The sequence below is a fragment of the bacterium genome, assembly GCA_018812485.1.
Classification (GTDB): Bacteria; JAHJDO01; JAHJDO01; order JAHJDO01; family JAHJDO01; genus JAHJDO01.
The window spans coordinates 20457-39756 of record JAHJDO010000075.1 but is presented as its reverse complement, the minus strand read 5'-3'; the positions used below and the strand labels follow the sequence as shown (position 1 = coordinate 39756).

Annotated in this window: 23 protein-coding genes; 17 read left to right on the top strand and 6 right to left on the bottom strand. The window is 37.1% G+C overall.

The annotated features are described in order from the left end of the window. The first annotated feature begins 144 nt into the window (after positions 1-144). The 12 genes from KKC91_05930 to hisI all read left to right on the top strand — a co-directional run bounded on the left by KKC91_05930 (position 145) and on the right by hisI (position 10083). Positions 145-1131 (top strand): uroporphyrinogen decarboxylase family protein, encoded by a 987-nt coding sequence (locus KKC91_05930; protein MBU0478087.1) that lies wholly within the window; start codon positions 145-147, stop codon positions 1129-1131. A 125-nt stretch (positions 1132-1256) separates the two neighbouring features. Continuing rightward, positions 1257-1910 carry a lipoyl(octanoyl) transferase LipB gene (lipB, locus tag KKC91_05925; GenBank protein ID MBU0478086.1) on the top strand — a complete coding sequence of 218 codons (654 nt, stop codon included), beginning with the start codon at positions 1257-1259 and terminating at the stop codon, positions 1908-1910. Further along, positions 1903-2757 (top strand): lipoyl synthase, encoded by an 855-nt coding sequence (gene lipA / locus KKC91_05920; protein MBU0478085.1) that lies wholly within the window; start codon positions 1903-1905, stop codon positions 2755-2757. The genes lipB and lipA overlap by 8 nt, the downstream gene beginning before the upstream one ends. A gap of 87 nt (positions 2758-2844) precedes the next feature. Then, on the top strand, positions 2845-3072 hold the full coding sequence (locus KKC91_05915) for a biotin/lipoyl-binding protein (protein ID MBU0478084.1): 228 nt from the start codon (positions 2845-2847) through the stop codon (positions 3070-3072). Positions 3073-3076: 4 nt separating this feature from the next. Continuing rightward, positions 3077-4273 (top strand): pyridoxal phosphate-dependent aminotransferase, encoded by a 1197-nt coding sequence (locus KKC91_05910; protein MBU0478083.1) that lies wholly within the window; start codon positions 3077-3079, stop codon positions 4271-4273. A 4-nt stretch (positions 4274-4277) separates the two neighbouring features. After that, positions 4278-5537 (top strand): homoserine dehydrogenase, encoded by a 1260-nt coding sequence (locus tag KKC91_05905; GenBank protein ID MBU0478082.1) that lies wholly within the window; start codon positions 4278-4280, stop codon positions 5535-5537. Further along, positions 5537-6079 (top strand): phosphatase PAP2 family protein, encoded by a 543-nt coding sequence (locus KKC91_05900; protein MBU0478081.1) that lies wholly within the window; start codon positions 5537-5539, stop codon positions 6077-6079. The genes KKC91_05905 and KKC91_05900 overlap by 1 nt, the downstream gene beginning before the upstream one ends. A 3-nt stretch (positions 6080-6082) precedes the next feature. Further along, positions 6083-7156, top strand: coding sequence for a threonine synthase (locus KKC91_05895; GenBank protein ID MBU0478080.1), 1074 nt, complete (start codon positions 6083-6085; stop codon positions 7154-7156). Between the two features lie 3 nt (positions 7157-7159). Then, positions 7160-8383, top strand: a complete 1224-nt coding sequence (locus KKC91_05890) for an aspartate kinase (GenBank protein ID MBU0478079.1) — start codon at positions 7160-7162, stop codon at positions 8381-8383. A gap of 35 nt (positions 8384-8418) precedes the next feature. Then, positions 8419-9009 (top strand): imidazoleglycerol-phosphate dehydratase HisB, encoded by a 591-nt coding sequence (gene hisB / locus KKC91_05885; protein ID MBU0478078.1) that lies wholly within the window; start codon positions 8419-8421, stop codon positions 9007-9009. Next, the gene (gene hisA / locus KKC91_05880; protein ID MBU0478077.1) at positions 9009-9728 is read left to right on the top strand and encodes a 1-(5-phosphoribosyl)-5-[(5-phosphoribosylamino)methylideneamino]imidazole-4-carboxamide isomerase; all 720 of its coding nucleotides are present in this window, start codon (positions 9009-9011) and stop codon (positions 9726-9728) included. Before hisB ends, hisA begins: the two co-directional genes overlap by 1 nt. After that, positions 9679-10083, top strand: a complete 405-nt coding sequence (hisI, locus tag KKC91_05875) for a phosphoribosyl-AMP cyclohydrolase (protein ID MBU0478076.1) — start codon at positions 9679-9681, stop codon at positions 10081-10083. Before hisA ends, hisI begins: the two co-directional genes overlap by 50 nt. Here hisI and KKC91_05870 read toward each other — a convergent pair. Genes KKC91_05870 through KKC91_05845 form a run of 6 tightly spaced genes read right to left on the bottom strand, consistent with a single transcriptional unit; the run spans position 10080 to position 15247 of the window. Further along, on the bottom strand, positions 10080-11366 hold the full coding sequence (locus KKC91_05870) for an amidohydrolase family protein (GenBank protein MBU0478075.1): 1287 nt from the start codon (positions 11364-11366) through the stop codon (positions 10080-10082). The two genes, hisI and KKC91_05870, sit on opposite strands and share 4 nt — an antisense overlap. Before the next feature lie 2 nt (positions 11367-11368). After that, a complete protein-coding gene (gene folE / locus KKC91_05865; GenBank protein ID MBU0478074.1) occupies positions 11369-11938 on the bottom strand; it encodes a GTP cyclohydrolase I FolE in 570 nt (189 codons plus the stop codon). Positions 11939-11948: 10 nt separating this feature from the next. Continuing rightward, positions 11949-12620: a TrkA family potassium uptake protein gene (locus KKC91_05860; GenBank protein ID MBU0478073.1), complete on the bottom strand. Its 672-nt coding sequence runs from the start codon at positions 12618-12620 to the stop codon at positions 11949-11951. Positions 12621-12636: 16 nt separating this feature from the next. Further along, positions 12637-13998, bottom strand: coding sequence for a TrkH family potassium uptake protein (locus tag KKC91_05855; protein MBU0478072.1), 1362 nt, complete (start codon positions 13996-13998; stop codon positions 12637-12639). 12 nt (positions 13999-14010) lie between these two features. Further along, complete coding sequence (locus KKC91_05850; protein MBU0478071.1) at positions 14011-14445, bottom strand: hypothetical protein; 435 nt, start codon at positions 14443-14445, stop codon at positions 14011-14013. A gap of 19 nt (positions 14446-14464) precedes the next feature. After that, positions 14465-15247 carry a hypothetical protein gene (locus tag KKC91_05845; GenBank protein ID MBU0478070.1) on the bottom strand — a complete coding sequence of 261 codons (783 nt, stop codon included), beginning with the start codon at positions 15245-15247 and terminating at the stop codon, positions 14465-14467. A 171-nt stretch (positions 15248-15418) separates the two neighbouring features. Between KKC91_05845 and mgtE the strand changes: the two genes are divergently transcribed. The 5 genes from mgtE to KKC91_05820 all read left to right on the top strand — a co-directional run bounded on the left by mgtE (position 15419) and on the right by KKC91_05820 (position 19277). Beyond that, the gene (mgtE, locus tag KKC91_05840) at positions 15419-16771 is read left to right on the top strand and encodes a magnesium transporter (GenBank protein MBU0478069.1); all 1353 of its coding nucleotides are present in this window, start codon (positions 15419-15421) and stop codon (positions 16769-16771) included. 19 nt (positions 16772-16790) lie between these two features. Continuing rightward, entirely contained in the window at positions 16791-18089 is a 1299-nt protein-coding gene (leuC, locus tag KKC91_05835; protein MBU0478068.1) for a 3-isopropylmalate dehydratase large subunit, read from the top strand. Then, on the top strand, positions 18086-18574 hold the full coding sequence (gene leuD / locus KKC91_05830) for a 3-isopropylmalate dehydratase small subunit (protein ID MBU0478067.1): 489 nt from the start codon (positions 18086-18088) through the stop codon (positions 18572-18574). Before leuC ends, leuD begins: the two co-directional genes overlap by 4 nt. A gap of 75 nt (positions 18575-18649) precedes the next feature. Continuing rightward, positions 18650-18955: a nucleotidyltransferase domain-containing protein gene (locus tag KKC91_05825; GenBank protein MBU0478066.1), complete on the top strand. Its 306-nt coding sequence runs from the start codon at positions 18650-18652 to the stop codon at positions 18953-18955. Further along, positions 18942-19277: a DUF86 domain-containing protein gene (locus KKC91_05820; GenBank protein MBU0478065.1), complete on the top strand. Its 336-nt coding sequence runs from the start codon at positions 18942-18944 to the stop codon at positions 19275-19277. The genes KKC91_05825 and KKC91_05820 overlap by 14 nt, the downstream gene beginning before the upstream one ends. The last annotated feature ends 23 nt before the right edge of the window (positions 19278-19300 follow it).

The window sequence follows — 19300 nt, the reverse complement described above, 5'->3', positions numbered from 1 at the left end:
TACAAATGACGATAAAAATGTCATTGCGAATGATAAAATCCTGAGGCAATCTCGTTTCCATTTTTTATTGAGGTTCTAAGTCGTTTTTAAGTATAGTAATTCTAAAGTAACAGCAAATTTCAACGATTAATATTGGGGGGCATAATGACATCAAGAGAGAGAGTAATTGCAGTTATTGAGCACCTGAAACCGGATCGGATTCCCATATATGCATGGGTTCGAGCGAATCTGGAGGAACAGATCTCTGCCACATTTGGGTCGGTAGATGCCTTTGAGGACCGATATGAATTCGATTTTGCCCATCTTTTCGGCGGTCCATCACCCTATGCCAAGGAAGACCTCAAGCGTCTTCGCGTACAAAATGGTGGTATCATCGAACCTTCAATCCTTCTCGAAATTCCATTGTCCGATTCTGACCGGAACGACACCTATGACACGCTCCGTGCGGACATTGATCACCACAAGTCCCAGCGAGGCCGATTCGTGTACGTCCAGACCCCCGGCATTTTTGAATGTCTCAATGGGCCGTTCGGAATCGAGAATCATCTCATGTATCTGGCGCTGTACGAATCCGACCTCCGACAGGTCTACCGGCGACAAGCCGAGTGGAACAGGAAGTTTGCAATGAACTGCCTTGATCTTGGTGTGGACATGATCCATGTATCCGACGATTGGGGATCTCAGCATACGCTCATGTTCAATCCAAAGACTTGGTGGAATTTGATATATCCATATCACAAATTCACCTGTGATGCCGTGAAGCAGCGGGGCGCATACCTCAGTCTTCACAGCGATGGAAACGTATCCCAAGTCTTGGACGGTATTGTCAAACTCGGATACAATGTGCTGCACCCCTACCAGGAATCAGCCGGGATGGACATACAGCGCTATATGGCAGAATACAAAGAGCATTTCGTCATCATGGGTGGGCTTGACGTTCAGACCACTATTGGATTCGGGAACCTCGACAGACTGAAACGTAACATTGAACGAATCGTCCGCATATTCAGAGACGGAGGTCTGCTTCTTTGTACAAGCCACTTTGTTCAAGATCATTGCTCAATTGAAGAACTTACATTCGCTTATGATTTAATATACGAACTGGTACGCACACAAAAGAGAGGGAAATAGATAGAAATAGGACTCTCAAACATTACGATTGGAGAGCGACCTTGAAAGCTGCCTCAATCATAACGTTATAAAAAAATAATTAAAATTTATGAATAGATTTTGTGGCAATGGAGAAAGGCATTTAGATGAAAGCGGTATGTAACGTTTTGGACGTTGGGCTTAAGGATTATATGGAAGCCTATAGTCTTCAGAAAAAAATACTGTCTGAAAGGATTAAGAATGAGATTCCAGACACACTTATATTAACAGAACATCCTCCAACATTTACAATAGGCAGAAAAGGCGGCAGGGAAAACATCCTTGTCAGTAATGAGGTTCTGGGAAAAAATGGAATAAAAGTTTACGAGGTAGATAGGGGAGGGGATATAACCTATCATGGGCCTGGTCAGATAGTAGGTTATCCAATTATAAATCTCGCGGAATGGAACAAGGATATACATCTTTATCTGAGGAGCTTAGAAGAAGTAATAATTAGATTCCTGTCGCGTTTCAAAATAACGGCTGGCAGAATAAATGATTACACTGGCGTTTGGATAGGAAATGAAAAGATTGCGGCAATAGGTATTGGAGTGAGTAAATGGACGACTTTTCACGGATTCTGTATAAACATTAATCCGAACAAGGAACATTTTAGGATGATAACTCCATGTGGTATAAAGGATAAAGCAGTAACATCTCTGGATGAATTAGCAGAAAAACAAACTGACGTGCAGAAAGCAAAACAGGTTCTTATAACTGAATTTGGGGATTGTTTCAGTAGAGATATGAGATATGCATAAAAAATTACCTGATTGGCTCAAAAAAAGAATACCGGATATAAAGGCTACGGAAGAAACAAGGCATATCCTTAAAAAACTAAGCTTAAATACAGTATGTGAAAGTGCAAAGTGTCCTAATATAGGAGAATGCTTTTCTCGTCATACTGCGACTTTTATGATACTCGGGGATGTTTGCACGCGAAACTGTAGGTTTTGTGCAGTAAAGCATGGCATTCCATTGTCAGTCGATAAAAATGAGCCGAAAAGATTGAGCAAGGCAGTTTCTGAATTAGAATTAAAATATGTTGTTATAACTTCGGTAACAAGAGATGATCTCAAAGATTATGGAGCGGGCCAATTTGTAAATGTTGTAACAGAGATTAGAAACAATATTCCAGATATTGTGATAGAGATTCTTACCCCTGACTTTAAAGGCAAAGAGTATTGTGTAGAACAGGTTGCGCGGAGCAAACCTGATGTATTTGGTCATAATCTCGAGACTGTTCCCAGTTTATATGAGAATGTGCGGCAGGAAGCAGATTATAGAACATCTCTTAATTTGCTTGGAATGATAAAAAAGTTTGATTCAAACATAGTTACTAAATCAGGTATAATGCTGGGGCTTGGAGAAACAAAAAAAGAGGTTTTAAAAGTTATGGACGATTTAAGCAGCGTTGGCTGTAATTTATTAACGCTCGGTCAATATTTATCTCCATCACAAAATCACTTTCCTGTTAAAGAATTTATTACGCCTGAAATGTTTGAGGAATATAAAAAACTTGCCGAAGATAAAGGGTTTTTTATTGCTTCAGGTCCTTTTGTTAGAAGTTCATATAAAGCAGATGAGCTGTTTGCATCTGCAAGCTGAGACGTTATTGTTATTGATTGGGGGAGTAGTTATGTTATATAATCCGTAGCAAGAAAATTTGGAATAATTTAAAGGATAAATAATAACGTGGATTTTATTTTACCGGAACTTGGAGAGGGGATTGAAGAAGCAACAGTTTCCTTTTGGATGTGCGAAAAAGGGGACGAAGTAAATGAAGGGGACGATGTAATTGAGATGCTTACGGATAAGGCTACGTTTAATGTTCCTGCACCAGTATCCGGTGTTTTGAAGGATATTCTTGTCAAAGAGGGAGATATGGTCAAGGTTGGACAGAAGATGGCAGAGATAGGATAATAAAATGCAAAAATTATCTGATAGAATAATAAATATAAAGCCATCGGCTACATTAGCTATAACTGCCAAAATAAAGACATTGCGTTCGCAAGGGATAGATGTAATTGGTTTTGGTGCTGGAGAGCCAGATTTTGATACTCCTGAATATATTAAGAATGCTGCTATCTCTTCAATAAAGAGTGGCTTCACAAAATATACACCTGCATCAGGAATCTTGGAACTTAAGAAGGCAGTTTGCGATAAGTTTAGAGATGATAATGGGCTGGATTATACGCCGGAACAAATTATTATTTCATGCGGAGCAAAGCATTCTCTTTATAACCTTATTCAGGTTATGTGTAATCCGGATGATGAGGTTATTATTCCAATACCTTATTGGGTTAGTTATCCTGATATGGCAAAGCTTGCTGGAGCAAAACCTGTTTTCATACAAGGTGTTGAAAAGAATGCCTTTAAAATCTCGCCTAGTGAATTGGAAAATGCTATAACAGGAAGAACAAAAATTCTAATTATTAACAGCCCTTCAAATCCATGTGGAACCGTATACTCAAGGGATGAGTTGACAGAGGTTGCAGATATTGCCTGCAAACAAGATATTTTTGTAATTTCAGATGAAATCTATGAGGAAATAATCTATGACGGCCTGCAACACATTAGTATAGCGTCTTTGAATAGTGATATTAAAAAGCGTACTATAGTAGTAAATGGAGTTTCAAAAACCTATTCCATGACAGGGTGGAGAATCGGATATGCGGCTGGAGATATAGATATAATAAAAGCAGCAGGCAAGCTTCAGAGCCAGAGCACATCCAATCCGACATCCATTTCTCAAAAAGCGGCTTTAACCGCTATACAGAAAAAAACAAATGATGTCGTTAAAATGGTAAGTGAGTTCAGTAAAAGACGTGATTATATCGTAGGAAGATTAAATGATATAGACAATGTCTCATGTCAGAAGCCAAAAGGGGCTTTTTATGTATTTCCGAATATATCTGCATATTACGGAAAAAAATATAACGACAAGAAGATAAATACAGATATTGATTTATGTAATTTCCTGTTGGACATTGCCAAAGTCGGCGTTATTCCCGGATCTGCCTTTGGCTCTGGAGAGCATATCAGGATGTCATACGCTACATCAATGGAGAACATAAAAGAAGGCATGAACAGAATGAAATCTGCACTGAAAAAATTGAGGTAAATAAATGAAAAAGGTTGGAGTTGGACTTATAGGGTTTGGGACAATAGGCACAGGTCTTATAAAAATAATTCAGCAGGAGAAACAGGTAGAGTTAAAACATATAGCGGATTTAGATATCACAACGCCTAGATCTGTGAAGGTTAATAAAGCTTTACTTACTACTGACGTGAACAGAGTGTTGAATGCCCCCTCAGTTGATATAATTGTAGAATTAATAGGAGGCATACAACCTGCAAAGAAGTTTATACTTGATGCATTGAAAAATAAAAAGCATGTTGTAACAGCTAATAAAGCTCTTCTTGCGACTCATGGCGATGAGATTTTTCAAACAGCAAAAGATAATAATGTGCATATAAATTTCGAAGCAAGTGTTGGCGGAAGCATTCCTATTATAAAAGCTATTAGAGATAGCTTCCGTTCATCAGATATAAGATCGGTTTTGGGAATAATTAATGGAACCTCTAATTTCATACTTAGCAGAATGTCTCTGGATGGGCAGACTTTTTGCTCTTCCTTAAAGGAGGCTCAAAGCTCCGGGTATGCAGAAGCTGATGCTTCTCTTGATATAGATGGTATTGATTCTGCTCATAAAATTGCGATTCTCAGCTCTATTATTTATGGAACAAGAGTTAATCTGGATCATATTTATGTGGAAGGGATTAAACATATAACGTTGGATGATATTCAATATGCTGAGGAATTAGGGTATGTAATTAAACCTCTGGCCATAGCAAACAGGGATGGAAACAGATTAGATGTTCGTGTGCATCCAGCATTGATTTCCAAGGAACATTTACTTTCTTCTGTATCTGATGTGTATAATGCAATATATCTACGTGGCGACAGTATTGGAGAAATGATGTTCTATGGACTTGGAGCAGGACAAATGCCAACAGCTAATGCTGTTTACTCAGATATTATTGATATTGTTGCAAAGACAAAGATCGAGAGCAAAATAACTGATAATTATTCTTTTGATAAACGTTTAAGCATGAAGAAAATAACAGAGAACAAGTTAAGGTGTTATATTAGATTTTCAGCAGTAGATGAGCCTGGAGTTCTTGCAAAAATTTCTGGCATATTGGGTAAGTGTAAGATCAGTATAACTTCAGTAATTCAGAAGGATAGAAAACAAAGAGGTGCTGTTCCAATTATCATGATGACTCACGAGGCAAAGGAAAAAGATATTTACTCAGCAATAAGAGAGATTGATAAATTGGATATTATTAAAAGTAAAAGCGTGATCATACGAGTTGAAGATTGATGCTTGACTATATTATATCAATAGACCAGTCAATTTTCCTATTTATTAATCAGCATCTCTGGAATTCATGTATGGGACTCGTAATGTTCGCATTGACGCAACTGGGAAATGGATTTTTCCTAATCCCGTTTATAGTAGTAAGCCTATTAATCTTTGACAGAAGAAATGCTTTATTAATACTCGTCATATCAATAATTGCTATTCTTTTTGGAGGGATAATCGTTCATATTCTAAAGGAGCTTATTCAGAGACCAAGGCCATTGTCTCAATTTATGAATATAAATATATGTGGACAAAAATTGTATGTGGGCTCATTTCCATCAGGTCATTCCCAGACTGCTTTTTCAACAGCGGCAGTGTTGTCTAGCTATTATAAAAAATGGCTATTATTTTATTTATTGGCTTTTCTAGTTGCCTTCTCCAGAGTCTATATAGGAGTGCATTATCCATTTGATGTAATTGCAGGCAGCATGATTGGTTATCTATCAGCAAAACTGGTTTTAGTAATAAGTCAAAGATTAGATTTTAAGAAAGCGAGTTAGCTTATGTGGAACGGTCTTATAAATAAATACAGAAAATATCTTCCTGTGTCTCAGGCTACTCCGATAGTAACACTTAATGAAGGCAATACTCCTTTGATCTTTTCTGAGAAGCTCTCAAATATAACAGAAACAAGAGTATTCCTAAAATTTGAAGGAGCAAATCCAACAGGTTCTTTTAAGGACCGTGGAATGACAATGGCAATTTCAAAAGCGTTAGAGGAGAAATCAAGAGCAGTAATGTGCGCATCAACAGGCAATACTTCAGCATCAGCCGCAGCATATTCTGCTAGAGCAGGGCTGAATTGCATTGTGCTAATTCCAGAAGGCGCAATTGCAATGGGCAAGCTTGCTCAAGCGCTTATCCATGGTGCAAAGGTTATTGCCATTAAAGGGAACTTTGACAATGCTCTCAAACTAGTCAGAGAGATAACAGATAATTATCCTATCACTCTGGTAAATTCAATAAATCCATACAGAATCGAAGGACAGAAGACAGGGGCTTTTGAAGTTTGTGACCAGCTTGATGGAAGAGCGCCGGACTTTCATGCAATTCCAGTCGGTAACGCGGGGAACATTACAGCGTACTGGATGGGATATAAGGAATATAAAAAAGCGGGTAAGATTGGAAATCTTCCTAGAATGCTGGGTTTCCAAGCAGCAGGAGCAGCACCCATTGTAAGAGGGGGGATTGTTCGTAATCCTGAGACTATTGCAACTGCAATAAGAATTGGTAATCCGGCAAGCTGGAAAAAGGCTGAGGAAGCAAGGGATGAGTCATCAGGACTAATATATGCAGTTACAGATGATGAGATTCTCGAAGCCTATAAATTACTAGCAAAGGAGGATGGGGTTTTTGTTGAACCAGCATCAGCAGCGAGTGTGGCAGGGGTAATTAAATTGGCAAAAGATGATTATTTTAAAAAACAGCAGAATTCAGCTAATCATTCAGAAAAGATAACGGTTTGTGTTCTTACTGGTCATGGTTTAAAGGATCCGGATCGCGCAATAGAGAGTGTTGAGAAACCTGTTGTAGCAGAAGCCAAAGTGGATAAAATACTAAAAATTATAGGAATGTGAGTTATGAGTCTTATTGTACAGAAGTATGGTGGAACGTCAGTAGCAAATGCAGAGAGAATCAAGCATGTAGCAAAACTGATTGTTAAAGCCAGAGGCAGGTATGACAATGTCGTCGTCGTCGTTTCTGCTATGGGTAAAACTACTGACAATTTGATAAAAATGGCAGCAGAAATAACAGATTCTCCATCAACACGTGAAATGGATATGCTTCTTTCTACAGGAGAACGAATCTCAATAGCATTAATCGCAATGGCTATACACTCTTTAGGATATGATGCAATATCTTTTACAGGGTCTCAAGTAGAAATAATTACGGACACATCCCATACAAAAGCTCGTATCCTGAGTATTGGAGCAAAGAGAGTAAGGGAAGAACTTAAAAGAGGGAAGATTGTAGTTATTGCAGGATTTCAGGGAATAAGCACTAATAACGATGTAACAACATTGGGGCGCGGAGCTTCAGACACGAGCGCTATTGCAATTGCTGCGGCTCTGGGCGCAGATGAGTGTGAGATATATACTGATGTAGAGGGAATTTTTACATCAGATCCAAGGGTAATTCCAGAGGCAAAGAAAATTAAAATCATCACCTATGAAGAAATGCTGGAAATGGCAAGTCTTGGAGCAAAGGTAATGGCGCCGCGTTCAATGCAGATAGCTCAGCGATTTAAAGTCCCGCTGCATATACGGTCCAGCTTTATTAACAAAACGGGTACGGTGGTTATATCAAAAGAGAGGGGGAAAATGGAAGAGGCATTGGTTAGAAGTGTTATATTAAACGAGGATGAGGCAAAGATATCAATTATTGGTATTCCGGATAAGCCGGGAATTGCAGGAACAATTTTCAGCAGGATAGCAGATGAAAATATAAACGTAGATATGATTATTCAGAATATAAGCGCAAAAGGAGTGGCTGACATATCTTTTACTGTTGCAAAAGAAGATATAAAGAGAACTCTGAATGTTACAGATAAATTAAAAAGAATTGTTGAGCCTAAGAAAATAGAGTGTGATGAAAATATAGCCAAGATTTCAATAGTAGGTATTGGTATGAGAACTAATGCAGGTGTTGCAGCAAAGATGTTTCAATCGCTTGGTGAAAATAAAATAAATATCAGAACAATAAGCACATCTGAAATAAAGATTTCATGTTTAGTAGATATGGAAGAAGGCAAAAAGGCCGCACGAGTCCTTCATAAAGCGTTTGGATTGGATAAGCCAAGGTAAATCTTGTTGTAGTGGATAAAAATATGGAGAAGAAGATGAAAAGAACAGGAGTTGTAAAACGTGATACAAAAGAGACCAATATTGATCTAAAACTTGTTCTAGACGGTAAAGGAAATGCAAACATAAGAACGAAGATCCCTTTTTTCGATCATATGCTTACATTAATGACAAAGCATGGTTTGTTTGATTTGAATCTAAAGGCACGTGGGGATATTGAAGTGGATGACCACCATACAGTTGAAGACATAGGAATATGCCTTGGTGAGGCGCTCAGAAAGGCTCTTGGAGACAAGAGGGGCATGAAACGCTTTGGATATGCAAAACTTCCAATGGATGAGGCACTTGGAGAAGTTAGTATCGATATTAGCGGCAGAGCTTTTTTGGTTTTTAATGTAAGCACTCCAGCAAAAAAGATAAAAAGGTTTGAGGTTCAGCTTGTAGAGGAGTTTATGCGTGCATTTGTGAACACTGCTTTGATTACGCTACATGTAAATCTTATATACGGGAAGAACACTCATCACATATATGAATCTATTTTTAAGGCACTGGGAAAAGCACTGGATGAGGCAACAGCAATAGATACCAGACAGAGTAGAGCTATCCCATCGACAAAAGGTATTCTTTAATGATTGTAATTCCTGCTATAGATATATATCAAGGAAAAGTAGTTCGTCTAAAGCAGGGGAATTTCGGCGATTTAAAGATTTATGGGAATAGTCCTCTGGAATATGCTCTCAAGTGGGAAAAAGAAGGGGCAGAGAGAATCCATATTGTTGATTTGGAAGGCGCAAAAACTGGCAGCATTAAGAATCTGGATATAATTGCCTCTATATGTAAAGCATTGAAAATCCCTGTTGAAGTAGGAGGGGGGATAAGGGATATTTCTACTGTAGATACATTGCTAAAAAATGGAGTAAGATGGGTAATTATTGGCACTCAGGCATGTGCTTCTTCTGATTTTTTAAAACAAGTTTACTCAAAATTTGGCGAAAGAATAATTGTTAGTATAGATGCAAAGGACGATAAGGTCGCAGTCCAAGGTTGGCAGAAGGCATCTGAGTTTACAGTTAAAGATATAATTGAAAAAGTTGAAGATATAGGAATTAAAACAATTGTTTATACAGACATAAGTAGAGACGGTATGTTAACAGGACCTAATTTGGAAAGGCTCAAACAGTTGGTTAATAGAAAAACGGTAAAAATTATAGCATCCGGAGGAATTTCCTGTCTGGATGACATTGAAAAACTAGCTTCCATAAAAGATTTGATGGGAGTAATAGTTGGGAAGGCACTATATGAAAAGAGATTTGATTTTAAAGAAGCTTGCAGAGCAAGTGAAGTTTGATAAAAAAGGATTGATTCCTGCAATAGTTCAGGATTTTAAGACCTCAAAGGTTTTAATGATGGGATATATGAATAAAGAGTCTCTGGAAACGACACTTAAAACAGGAAGAACATGTTTCTGGAGCAGGTCAAGAGAGAAGTTGTGGATAAAAGGGGAGACTTCAGGACATATTCAAAAAGTAAAAGATATCCTTATAGACTGCGATAATGACACACTTCTTATAAAAGTTGAGCAGATAGGTGGCGCGTGTCATACGGGCTATAGAACATGTTTTTATAGAAAGTACGGTAAAGATGGTTTTACAGTTGTAGAAAAGAGGCTTTTTGATCCAGAAAAGATCTATAAGAAGACTTAATCAGTTGAGAAAACGATTCTTCCGTTTACTAAGGTATGTTCTACTTTGAAGTCATAATCCCCTTGTTCTCCGGAAATAGATCCAATAGTCAAATCTGCCTGTTTGTTCTTCTCAATAACACCTCTGGAATCTAGCCCAAGCATATTGCAGTTATTTGTAGAAAAGATTTTAGCCATAGATACGAGAGCTCTTTCAAGGTCTAATGCAGGGTGCCTTCTTATCCATATCCCTTCCATTTTTCGTGTTAGCCATGACAATAAATTAGAGAATGCCTTATCTGTTGTGAGTACACTTCCGAAAAGAGTATTTTTTTCCCCCTTAACAGCCAAGTAATCTCTATTATCACTCACTGTGCCTTTAACTCCAAAAAATTCAAATTCTTTAACTTTGTTTTTACCGGTCAGAAACATAGAGTCTGTCACAGCAATAATTTTTGTATCAGTTTTTCTGCTTATTGCGTCTCTAATATAGGCCGGGCTAACATGATAGCCATCCAAAATAAGTTCTGCATAAATTTCATCATTTTTCAGAACGGCTTCGGCTGCTCCTCCTCCATTAAACGGTTTATAGGAAGTGTTTGTAGGGCCATTCATAAAGTGTACAAAGTATTTCAATCCTGCTTTTATAGCTTCTTCAATCTGGAGGCAAGTCGCTCTTGTATGACCTGTCCCAACAACAATGTTGTTGTTTACAAGGTGTTTTATAAGGTTAATAGAATCTTCTCCATATTCAGATACAACGTTTGCCAATTTAATTGCGCCTGATTCATTTATTTGGTTAAATATTTTTTTATTTGGTTTAAACACATAAGTAGGGGACTGAGCGCCTAAAAAATCAGAGCTTATAAAGGTGCCTTCAAGAAAAGATCCATACAAAAAAGCTCCATGCAATCCATTGCTTTTTCTCTCCATAAATTTTTTTAGGTATGCAAAGCAGGTTTGTAGATTTTTTATCGGAGCTGCAGCTGTTGTAGGAAATGCGTAAGTTACTCCTTGCTTTGCCTTTTCCATTGCAAGCATAGCAATGCCTTCGGAAAAAGCTTTCTCTGAGTCATCGAATGATCTTGTTTCAGGATTGTATTTGCCCAATGTAAAATCAAACAGATTACAGCCGTGAAAATGGATATCAAAGAAACCCGGGAATATATATTTTCCTTCAGCATCGATTATCCTATCAGGAGACTGATTTTGGGATTCAAAATATATCTTGCCATCTTGTATATATAAATCAGCCTTTTCTATTCTGTTTTTAAGAATTACACTTCCATTTTTTATCTTTATCATATTTAGTTGCTTTTAATAAGACTTAGAGCTTCTGCGCGTGTTTTGCTATTTTTCCTAAATATTCCTCTCACAGCAGAAGTAACTGCGATTGCACCATGTTTTTTAACGCCTCTCATTGTCATGCATAAATGCTCTGCTTCTATTAGAACAATAACACCTTGAGGCTTTAGCACTTCCATGAGCGCATCAGCAATATTTGTGGTTAATCTTTCCTGTAGTTGAGGCTTCTTGGCAAACAGATCAACAGCATGGACTAATGTATTGAGGCCTATAACTCTGTTACCTTTTGGAATATATGCAACGTGAGCTTTACCTGTGAAAGGGAGAAAATGATGTTCGCACATTGAAGCAAAGTAGATATCTTTCACAAGAACAATCTCATCATGGTCTTCTTGAATAGAGACTTTTAATTCTTTTTTGGGGTCTTTACGCAGTCCTGCAAATATTTCTTCATACATTTCTGCAATACGTTGTGGTGTTCTAATGAGTCCTTTTCTTTTTGGATCTTCTCCAACAGCTTCAAGGATCGCTTTTACTGCTTCAATAATCTTTCCATGATTTATTTTCACAATTAAGGGTTCCTTATTTTGCTATTTTTTCAATATCACGGTTACTTCCTACTACAACAAGCACATCATTTTCTACAAAGATATGATTTGGGTCTGGCACACTGTGAATTTCTTCTATAGTTTTTCCATCATGGTCTACACCCTGCTCTTTGATTGCTACAACATTTACTTTGTATTGGTCTCTTAGATGTAGATCACGCAACTTTTTATGTAGAAAACTTGGTGGGGTTTTGATTTGAACCAGGCTATGACCGTTTGTGAGAGGAATGTAATCCAGGATACTTGACATAAGCAGATTTTGTGCAATTTTTTTCCCCATGTCATCTTCAGGTGAGACAATTCTATCAGCCCCAACCAGTTTTAATATTTGGAATTGTATATCGTTCGCAGCTCTGGATATTATTTGCTTTACTCCGATCTTTTTTAATAGGACAGTTGTAAGTAGATTTGCCTCAAAATTCTCACCGATACAGACTAATACACTATCAACTCTATCTATTCCCTGTGAAACTAAGTTTTCTTCAATTGAGGAATCCATTCTTACAGCTAATGTCACTTTATCCTTTATAGCTTCTATCTTTCTAGGATCTTTATCAACAGCAATCACCTCTGCATTCCCCTCAGCAAGTGTAACTGCAACTCTATAGCCAAACATCCCAAGTCCTATTACTGCGAATTTTGTCATTGTTTTTCTCCTCTAATTATCCAATAATTACTTCTTCCTCTGGGTATGCATATATAGCCTTTCTTCTCTTTCTTGTAAGCGCCAGAGCTATAGCCAGAGGACCAATCCTACCAGTGAGCATTGTGATTGTAATTACTAATTTGCCTGATGTAGTTAAGTTAGGCGTTATTCCCCTTGAAAGACCTACTGTGCCGAAAGCAGATATTTCCTCAAACAAGATGTCCATAAAACTTGCTCTTTCTGTAAGTAGTAATATTACAATACATGTCGTAATAAATATAGCAGAAACAAAGATAATTCCGAATACTTTGTTTAAAGAATGCTTGGGTAGACTTCTCCCAAATATCTCTACCCTTTGTTGCCCTTGAATAAATGATCGCAAACTTACTACTGCGATTCCAAGTGTGCTTGTTTTAATTCCACCGCCTGTAGAGCCTGGAGAAGCCCCTATGAACATAAAAATCATGAGGACAAGACAAGACGCATTCGCTAACCCACAAACATTTATAGTATTAAATCCTGCAGTTCTTGCTGTTATAGATTGGAAATAGGATATCATCAACTTCTCCTTAATTGAATATGAACATAACAAATTCCTGTTTTCAATTAAGAAGAGAATAAGTGTGCCACTAATTATTAAGATAATACTGGTAATTAGAACTAATTTTGTATGGACTTTTAATCTGGCTGGTTTTTTTCTCAATTTAAGGTTAATAACTTTAATGATATCAGTAATTACTATAAAACCGAGTCCGCCTAGTATAATTAAAGAGGTGATTATAAGATTAAAAGCACTAGACTTACTATAATTTGCGAAACTATTCTGGAACAGTGAGAATCCAGCATTGCAAAATGCAGAAATTGCGTGAAATACAGAGAAATAAAGAGTTTTTTTAATGCTTATAAAATCTCCTATCCAAAATAGATATAGAGATATTGACCCTATAATCTCTATTGTGAATGTGATAAGGAGAATGGATACGAGCATATGACCTATTTTGTCAAGAGTTTCATAATTGAGAGCATCTCGCATAACTAAGCTTTCATTTAGACTCATATTTCTTAGAATAATAGAAAAGAAACCAACCATAGTCATAAGACCAAGTCCACCGATTTGAATGAGAGAGAGAATAATGAGTTGTCCAAAAAGTGTAAAAGTGTTTGATATATTAACCACAGTAAGTCCTGTAACACATGTTGCTGAAGCAGCTGTAAATAAAGTGTTCATAATACTGAGGTCTATGCCTGGCTTCCTGGATTGGGGCAGCAGTAATAAAAGCGTTCCCATGGCAATGATTGTGATAAAGCTTAAAGCAATTATTTGTACGGGTTTTAGACCAAGTTTGGCTATAGCTTTAAAGAGATTTTCTTTAACCACTGTTGGTTAATTTCACAGGTAATTTTGCGCAATTTTGTATAAGTAATCAATCGCTGGTTGAATAAACCGTGGTATTGCAGTGTCCTTTATGCAGAATAAAAGCAATATAATAGAACATGTTGATATAATAAGAGAAAGTATTACAACGGTTCCTATAAATTTTGATTTCTCTTTTTTATCCAACTTTTTAGGAGGATGTTTTAGAAATTCAGGCTTTTCTTCTTTCTCGCTTCTTTTTATATTAATGTCTTGTGTAGTTTCTGGAGGTTTTATTACATTAGTAGATCCACTGTCCCTAACTAATGCTTGACTCACTTTATTGCTTGGTTGGACTTGAACACTTTCTTGTTTAGGAGGTTCAATATTTATGCTGGAACTCTGTATTAGTTCAGGTCCCTTCTGCATATTTTTATCTTCATGGATTGGTTTTACTCTCTTATCTTCCATTATTTTGTTCTCCTTTTAGCTACTCTTCTGTTGGATCTCGATTCAAAAGTTGGACTGTGTCGCCATCTTTTATCTTTCTTATATTATCGAATGCATCTATTTTGGAAACCATTATTGTATTATATATTCCCTTGATTGTAATCTTGTCTATGAGACTATCATTGCGAAGGACAACAAGTTTCTTGCCTGTGTGTCTACTTATGTCACGCTCAAAGTCTATAGCAATTATTCCTGTTTTTCTATCAATTTTCAGGATCTTTCCTATCATATTTTCATTAAACAAAGGCACATCTTTTCTTTCTTGTTTCTCCCCAGGTACTTTCTTTTCAGAAATTTCCTTGCCAAGAAGCCTAGCAATACGCACTTCAATAGCTATCCTTTTTGCTGATTCTTTTTCTAACTCTTTATTAAGATTTTCTTTCTGGGATTTGAGAGAACTAATTTGTGAATCAGCTTTGTCTAACTGAGTCTTATAGTTATCCTTTATTTGAATTTCTTTTTTTATATCATCTGTTAATTGGGCTGTTTTTTGTTTTTCTGATGTTAGAGCTGTTTTGTATCTATCGCGTTCTATCTGTGTTTGTGCTAACTGTTTTTCGAGAGAAATTTTTGTTGCAGTCATGTTTTTCAGGTTTTCCTCTACCTCTGCCTTAGCTTCTTTTGTTCTGTTTAGATCATCAGTGAGATTTGCAATTTGCCCCTTTTGGTCCTGGTTCCGTCCTATTATAATCATAGTAGCAACTGCAAATAAGAGAGATACCATCAAAAACAGGATAACACTAGTCTTCATCAATTTACCCATATTCCCCTCCAACATTTGATTTCTTTTAAAACTTTAAAAAGCTTCAAATTCACAAGCAATCTATCATAGTTTAATTTAATGTGTCAAGTTCTAAATCCCTTTGACTTTATTGCTTTTCCGTTGCTATAATGCCTCAATGCCAAATAAACAGAGCGTGTGAAAATTGGTTTTATGGAAAAGAAGATAGAGAGATTTATAAACATTGTTCAGGATTATCTTAGTAGCAATGCTGCTGTCAAGCTTCAGAGGTTTTTAAATAAGCTTCATACTGCTGACGTGGCTGATGTTATAAGTCACTTAGAAGCTGAAGAAGGGCAGAAAATACTGAATATGCTTAAGCCAGAGGTTACTGCTGAAGTTCTAAATGAAGTAGATTCTGTGTTAGCAAAAAAACTTGTTCAAGCTATGAGTCCCATTAGACTTTCAAAAATGCTTGATACAATGCCTCCTGACAATGCTGCCGATATCCTTCAGTATCTTCCAGAAGGAGAGCATCTAAAAGTTCTGGCCCAAATGACAGAAGAAGAAGCAGCAGAAGAAGTAGCAGAATTAATTCAATATGATAAAGATACTGCAGGGGGAATAATGACAACTGAATTTGTATCTTTTCATGAGGATGCCACAGTCGCTGACACATTAGAGTATCTGCGAAAAGATATGGATGTGGAAGCCGGTTATTATATATATACAACAGACAGAGAAGACCATCTTCGCGGAGTGGTTACATTAAAAAAACTAATTATGGCAGATCCTGATAAAAAATTAAAAAGTGTAATGATTTCGGACATCATTAGTGTAAAGCCCGACAGTGATCAGGAATATGTTGCAAATCTAGTTGCAAAGTACGATCTTTTAGCTGTTCCTGTTACGGATGCTTCAAACAGGCTTCTGGGAATAATAACAGTTGATGATATTATTGACGTGATAAGAGAAGAAGCTACTGAGGATGCATATAAGTCTGTTGGAACGACAGAGGACGAACTCCTGACAAAGTCTGCTTTCAATGTTGCCAAGATACGTCTTCCATGGCTCATTACAACTCTTATCGGAGAGTTAATATGTGTGCTTGTTGTAAGCAGGTTTAAATTTGTTCTGGAACAAATCATAGCTCTTGCTTTTTTTATACCCATAATTGCTGCTATGGGAGGGAACATTGGGATTCAATCATCTACGATTGTAGTTAGAGGATTAGCAACCGGTGTAATAGATACCAAAAAGGTACGGAGAATGCTTCTCAGGGAGATAAGAATAGGCTCTATTATGGGACTTGCATGCGGCTCAGTCGTAGGATTGGTTGGAGTATTATGGCAGGGTCAGCTTGTTTTTGGACTTATTCTTTTTACTTCAATGTTTACGGCTATTATCGTAGCTGCAACAATAGGAGCAATTATACCGCTTATATTTAATAAGTTTAACGTTGACCCTGCTATTGCTACAGGTCCTTTTGTAACAACTGCTAATGATATTACAGGCATGCTCATATACTTCAGCCTAGCATTGGGATTAATGAAATATTTAGTTTAATTTAAAGGGGATATTTAAAATGGGAATGACTATAACAGAAAAGATATTAGCTGCTCATGCAGGAAAGAAAAAAGAGGCAATTCTTCAAGTTTCACCCGGAGAACTTATCGAAGCAGACCTTGATTTTATTCTGGGCAATGATATTACCGCTCCGATTGCAATCTCCGAATTTGAAGCTATAGAGAAAGAAAAAGATAGGGATTTACAAGTTTTCGATAAAGAGAGAGTTGCTCTTGTGCCTGACCATTTTACCCCAAACAAGGATGTGAAATCAGCAGAGCAGTGTAAAATACTCAGGGATTTTTCAAGAAAGAAGACAATTAAATATTACTTTGAGATAGGGAAAATGGGGGTAGAGCATGCACTGCTTCCTGAGCAGGGACTTGTTCTTCCCGGGGATTGTATCATTGGCGCAGATTCGCATACATGTACTTACGGAGCTTTAGGCGCATTTTCAACAGGCGTTGGAAGCACTGATCTTGCAGCAGCAATGATAAGAGGCAAAGCATGGTTTAAAGTTCCTGAAACCATAAAGTTTGTTTACAAAGGAATGCTTAATACGTGGGTTTGCGGTAAGGATCTTATTCTATATACGATAGGAGATATAGGGGTAGATGGAGCGCTTTATAAATCAATGGAGTTCTGCGGAGATGTTATATCAGGATTAACTATGCCTGATAGATTTACAATGTGTAATATGGCAATAGAGGCTGGAGGAAAGAATGGCATTATCGAACCTGATGAGAAGACATTAAATTATATTAAGAATACTGCAAAAAGAGATTATAGAGTATATAAAAGCGATTCAGATGCCAAATATGCTGATATCAGGGAATATGATGTGTCGAAAATTAAACCTCAGGTATCGTTCCCTCATCTGCCGTCAAACACAAAACCTGCAAGCGAGGCTGATAATATACAAATAGATCAGGTGGTTATAGGTTCGTGTACAAATGGAAGGCTACAGGACTTAGAAATTGCAGCAGGGATACTGAAGGGACATAAGATACATCCGTATGTAAGGCTTATAATTATTCCTGCAACTCAAAAGATATACGCTGATGCTATGAAAAAGGGGTTGTTTGATATATTTCTGGAGAGCGGAGGAGTTATAAGCACTCCTACCTGCGGACCGTGTCTTGGCGGGCATATGGGTGTGCTTGCAGAAGGAGAAAGATGTGTAAGCACAACGAACCGTAATTTTGTGGGAAGAATGGGGCACGTTAAGAGTGAAGTATATCTTGCAAGCCCTGCTGTTGCAGCCGCATCAGCAATTAAGGGAAGAATAACAGATCCGGAGGAGATAAAGATAAAATGAACTTTAAAGGAAAGACCTGGAAATACGGAGACAATGTAAATACAGATGAGATCATTCCTGCAAGATACCTTAATACTTCTGACCCAAAAGAACTGGCAAAACACTGCATGGAGGATATATACACCTCTTTTGCTAAGTGTGTTAAGAAAGGCGATATTATTGTTGCTCAGGAGAATTTTGGCTGCGGTTCATCAAGGGAACATGCGCCAATATCTATAAAGGAAGCAGGAGTTTCATGTATCATAGCAAATTCGTTCGCAAGGATATTCTACCGTAATGCAATAAATATTGGTCTGCCAATTCTTGAATGTAAGGAAGCAGTCAAGGATGCAGATAAGGGAGATATTCTGGAAGTTGACTTATCAGCAGGCACTATATCCAATCTTACAAAGAACAAGTTCTACAAATCCAGCCCGTTTCCCAAATTTATTCAGGACCTGATATCTGCAGGTGGTTTAATGAAGTGGGTCAGTAAGTCAATATAGTATTGGCGAAGGGGAATTGAAATATGGTATACTCTATCAGATTAAATTTTTGCCATATCAATATGAGGAATAAAAATGTTTAGTTTAACAGATTGTATATCAAGAGAAGAACTCAAAATTTTTTGTCATAAGAACCATATAAAAAAGTTGATGCTTTTTGGATCCGCTCTACGCGATGAACTGAAACCGAATAGTGATATTGATATTATTGTTGAATTTAATAAAAAACATACTCCAGGTTTAATGGGTTTTGCCGGAATGGAAATCGAATTAACAGAAATGATAGGCAGAAAGATTGATTTGCGAACCCCAGCAGAACTAAGTCGTTATTTCAGAGAAGATGTTTTATCAAAAGCGAGAGTAGAATATGCCTTGGCTTGAAGACAAAATCCGATTGCAACATATCCTTGAAGAAGCAAATGAAGTAAGAAAATTTTCTAAAGGCTATTCTTTTGATGATTTAGCAAATGACAGCAAAACAGTACATGCTATCATTCGTGCTATAGAAATTATCGGTGAGGCAGCATCCAAAATATCTGAAGAATACAAAGATAAACATCCTGAAATTCACTGGGGGCAAATTATAGGAATGCGTAATCACCTGATACATGTATACTTCGATATTGATTATGATACCGTTTGGAATACCGTTCAAAAAGACATTCCTGAATTAATAAAAATGGCAACTAAACTTCTTGCATAACCTTGTTCTTTTTCATAAGGATA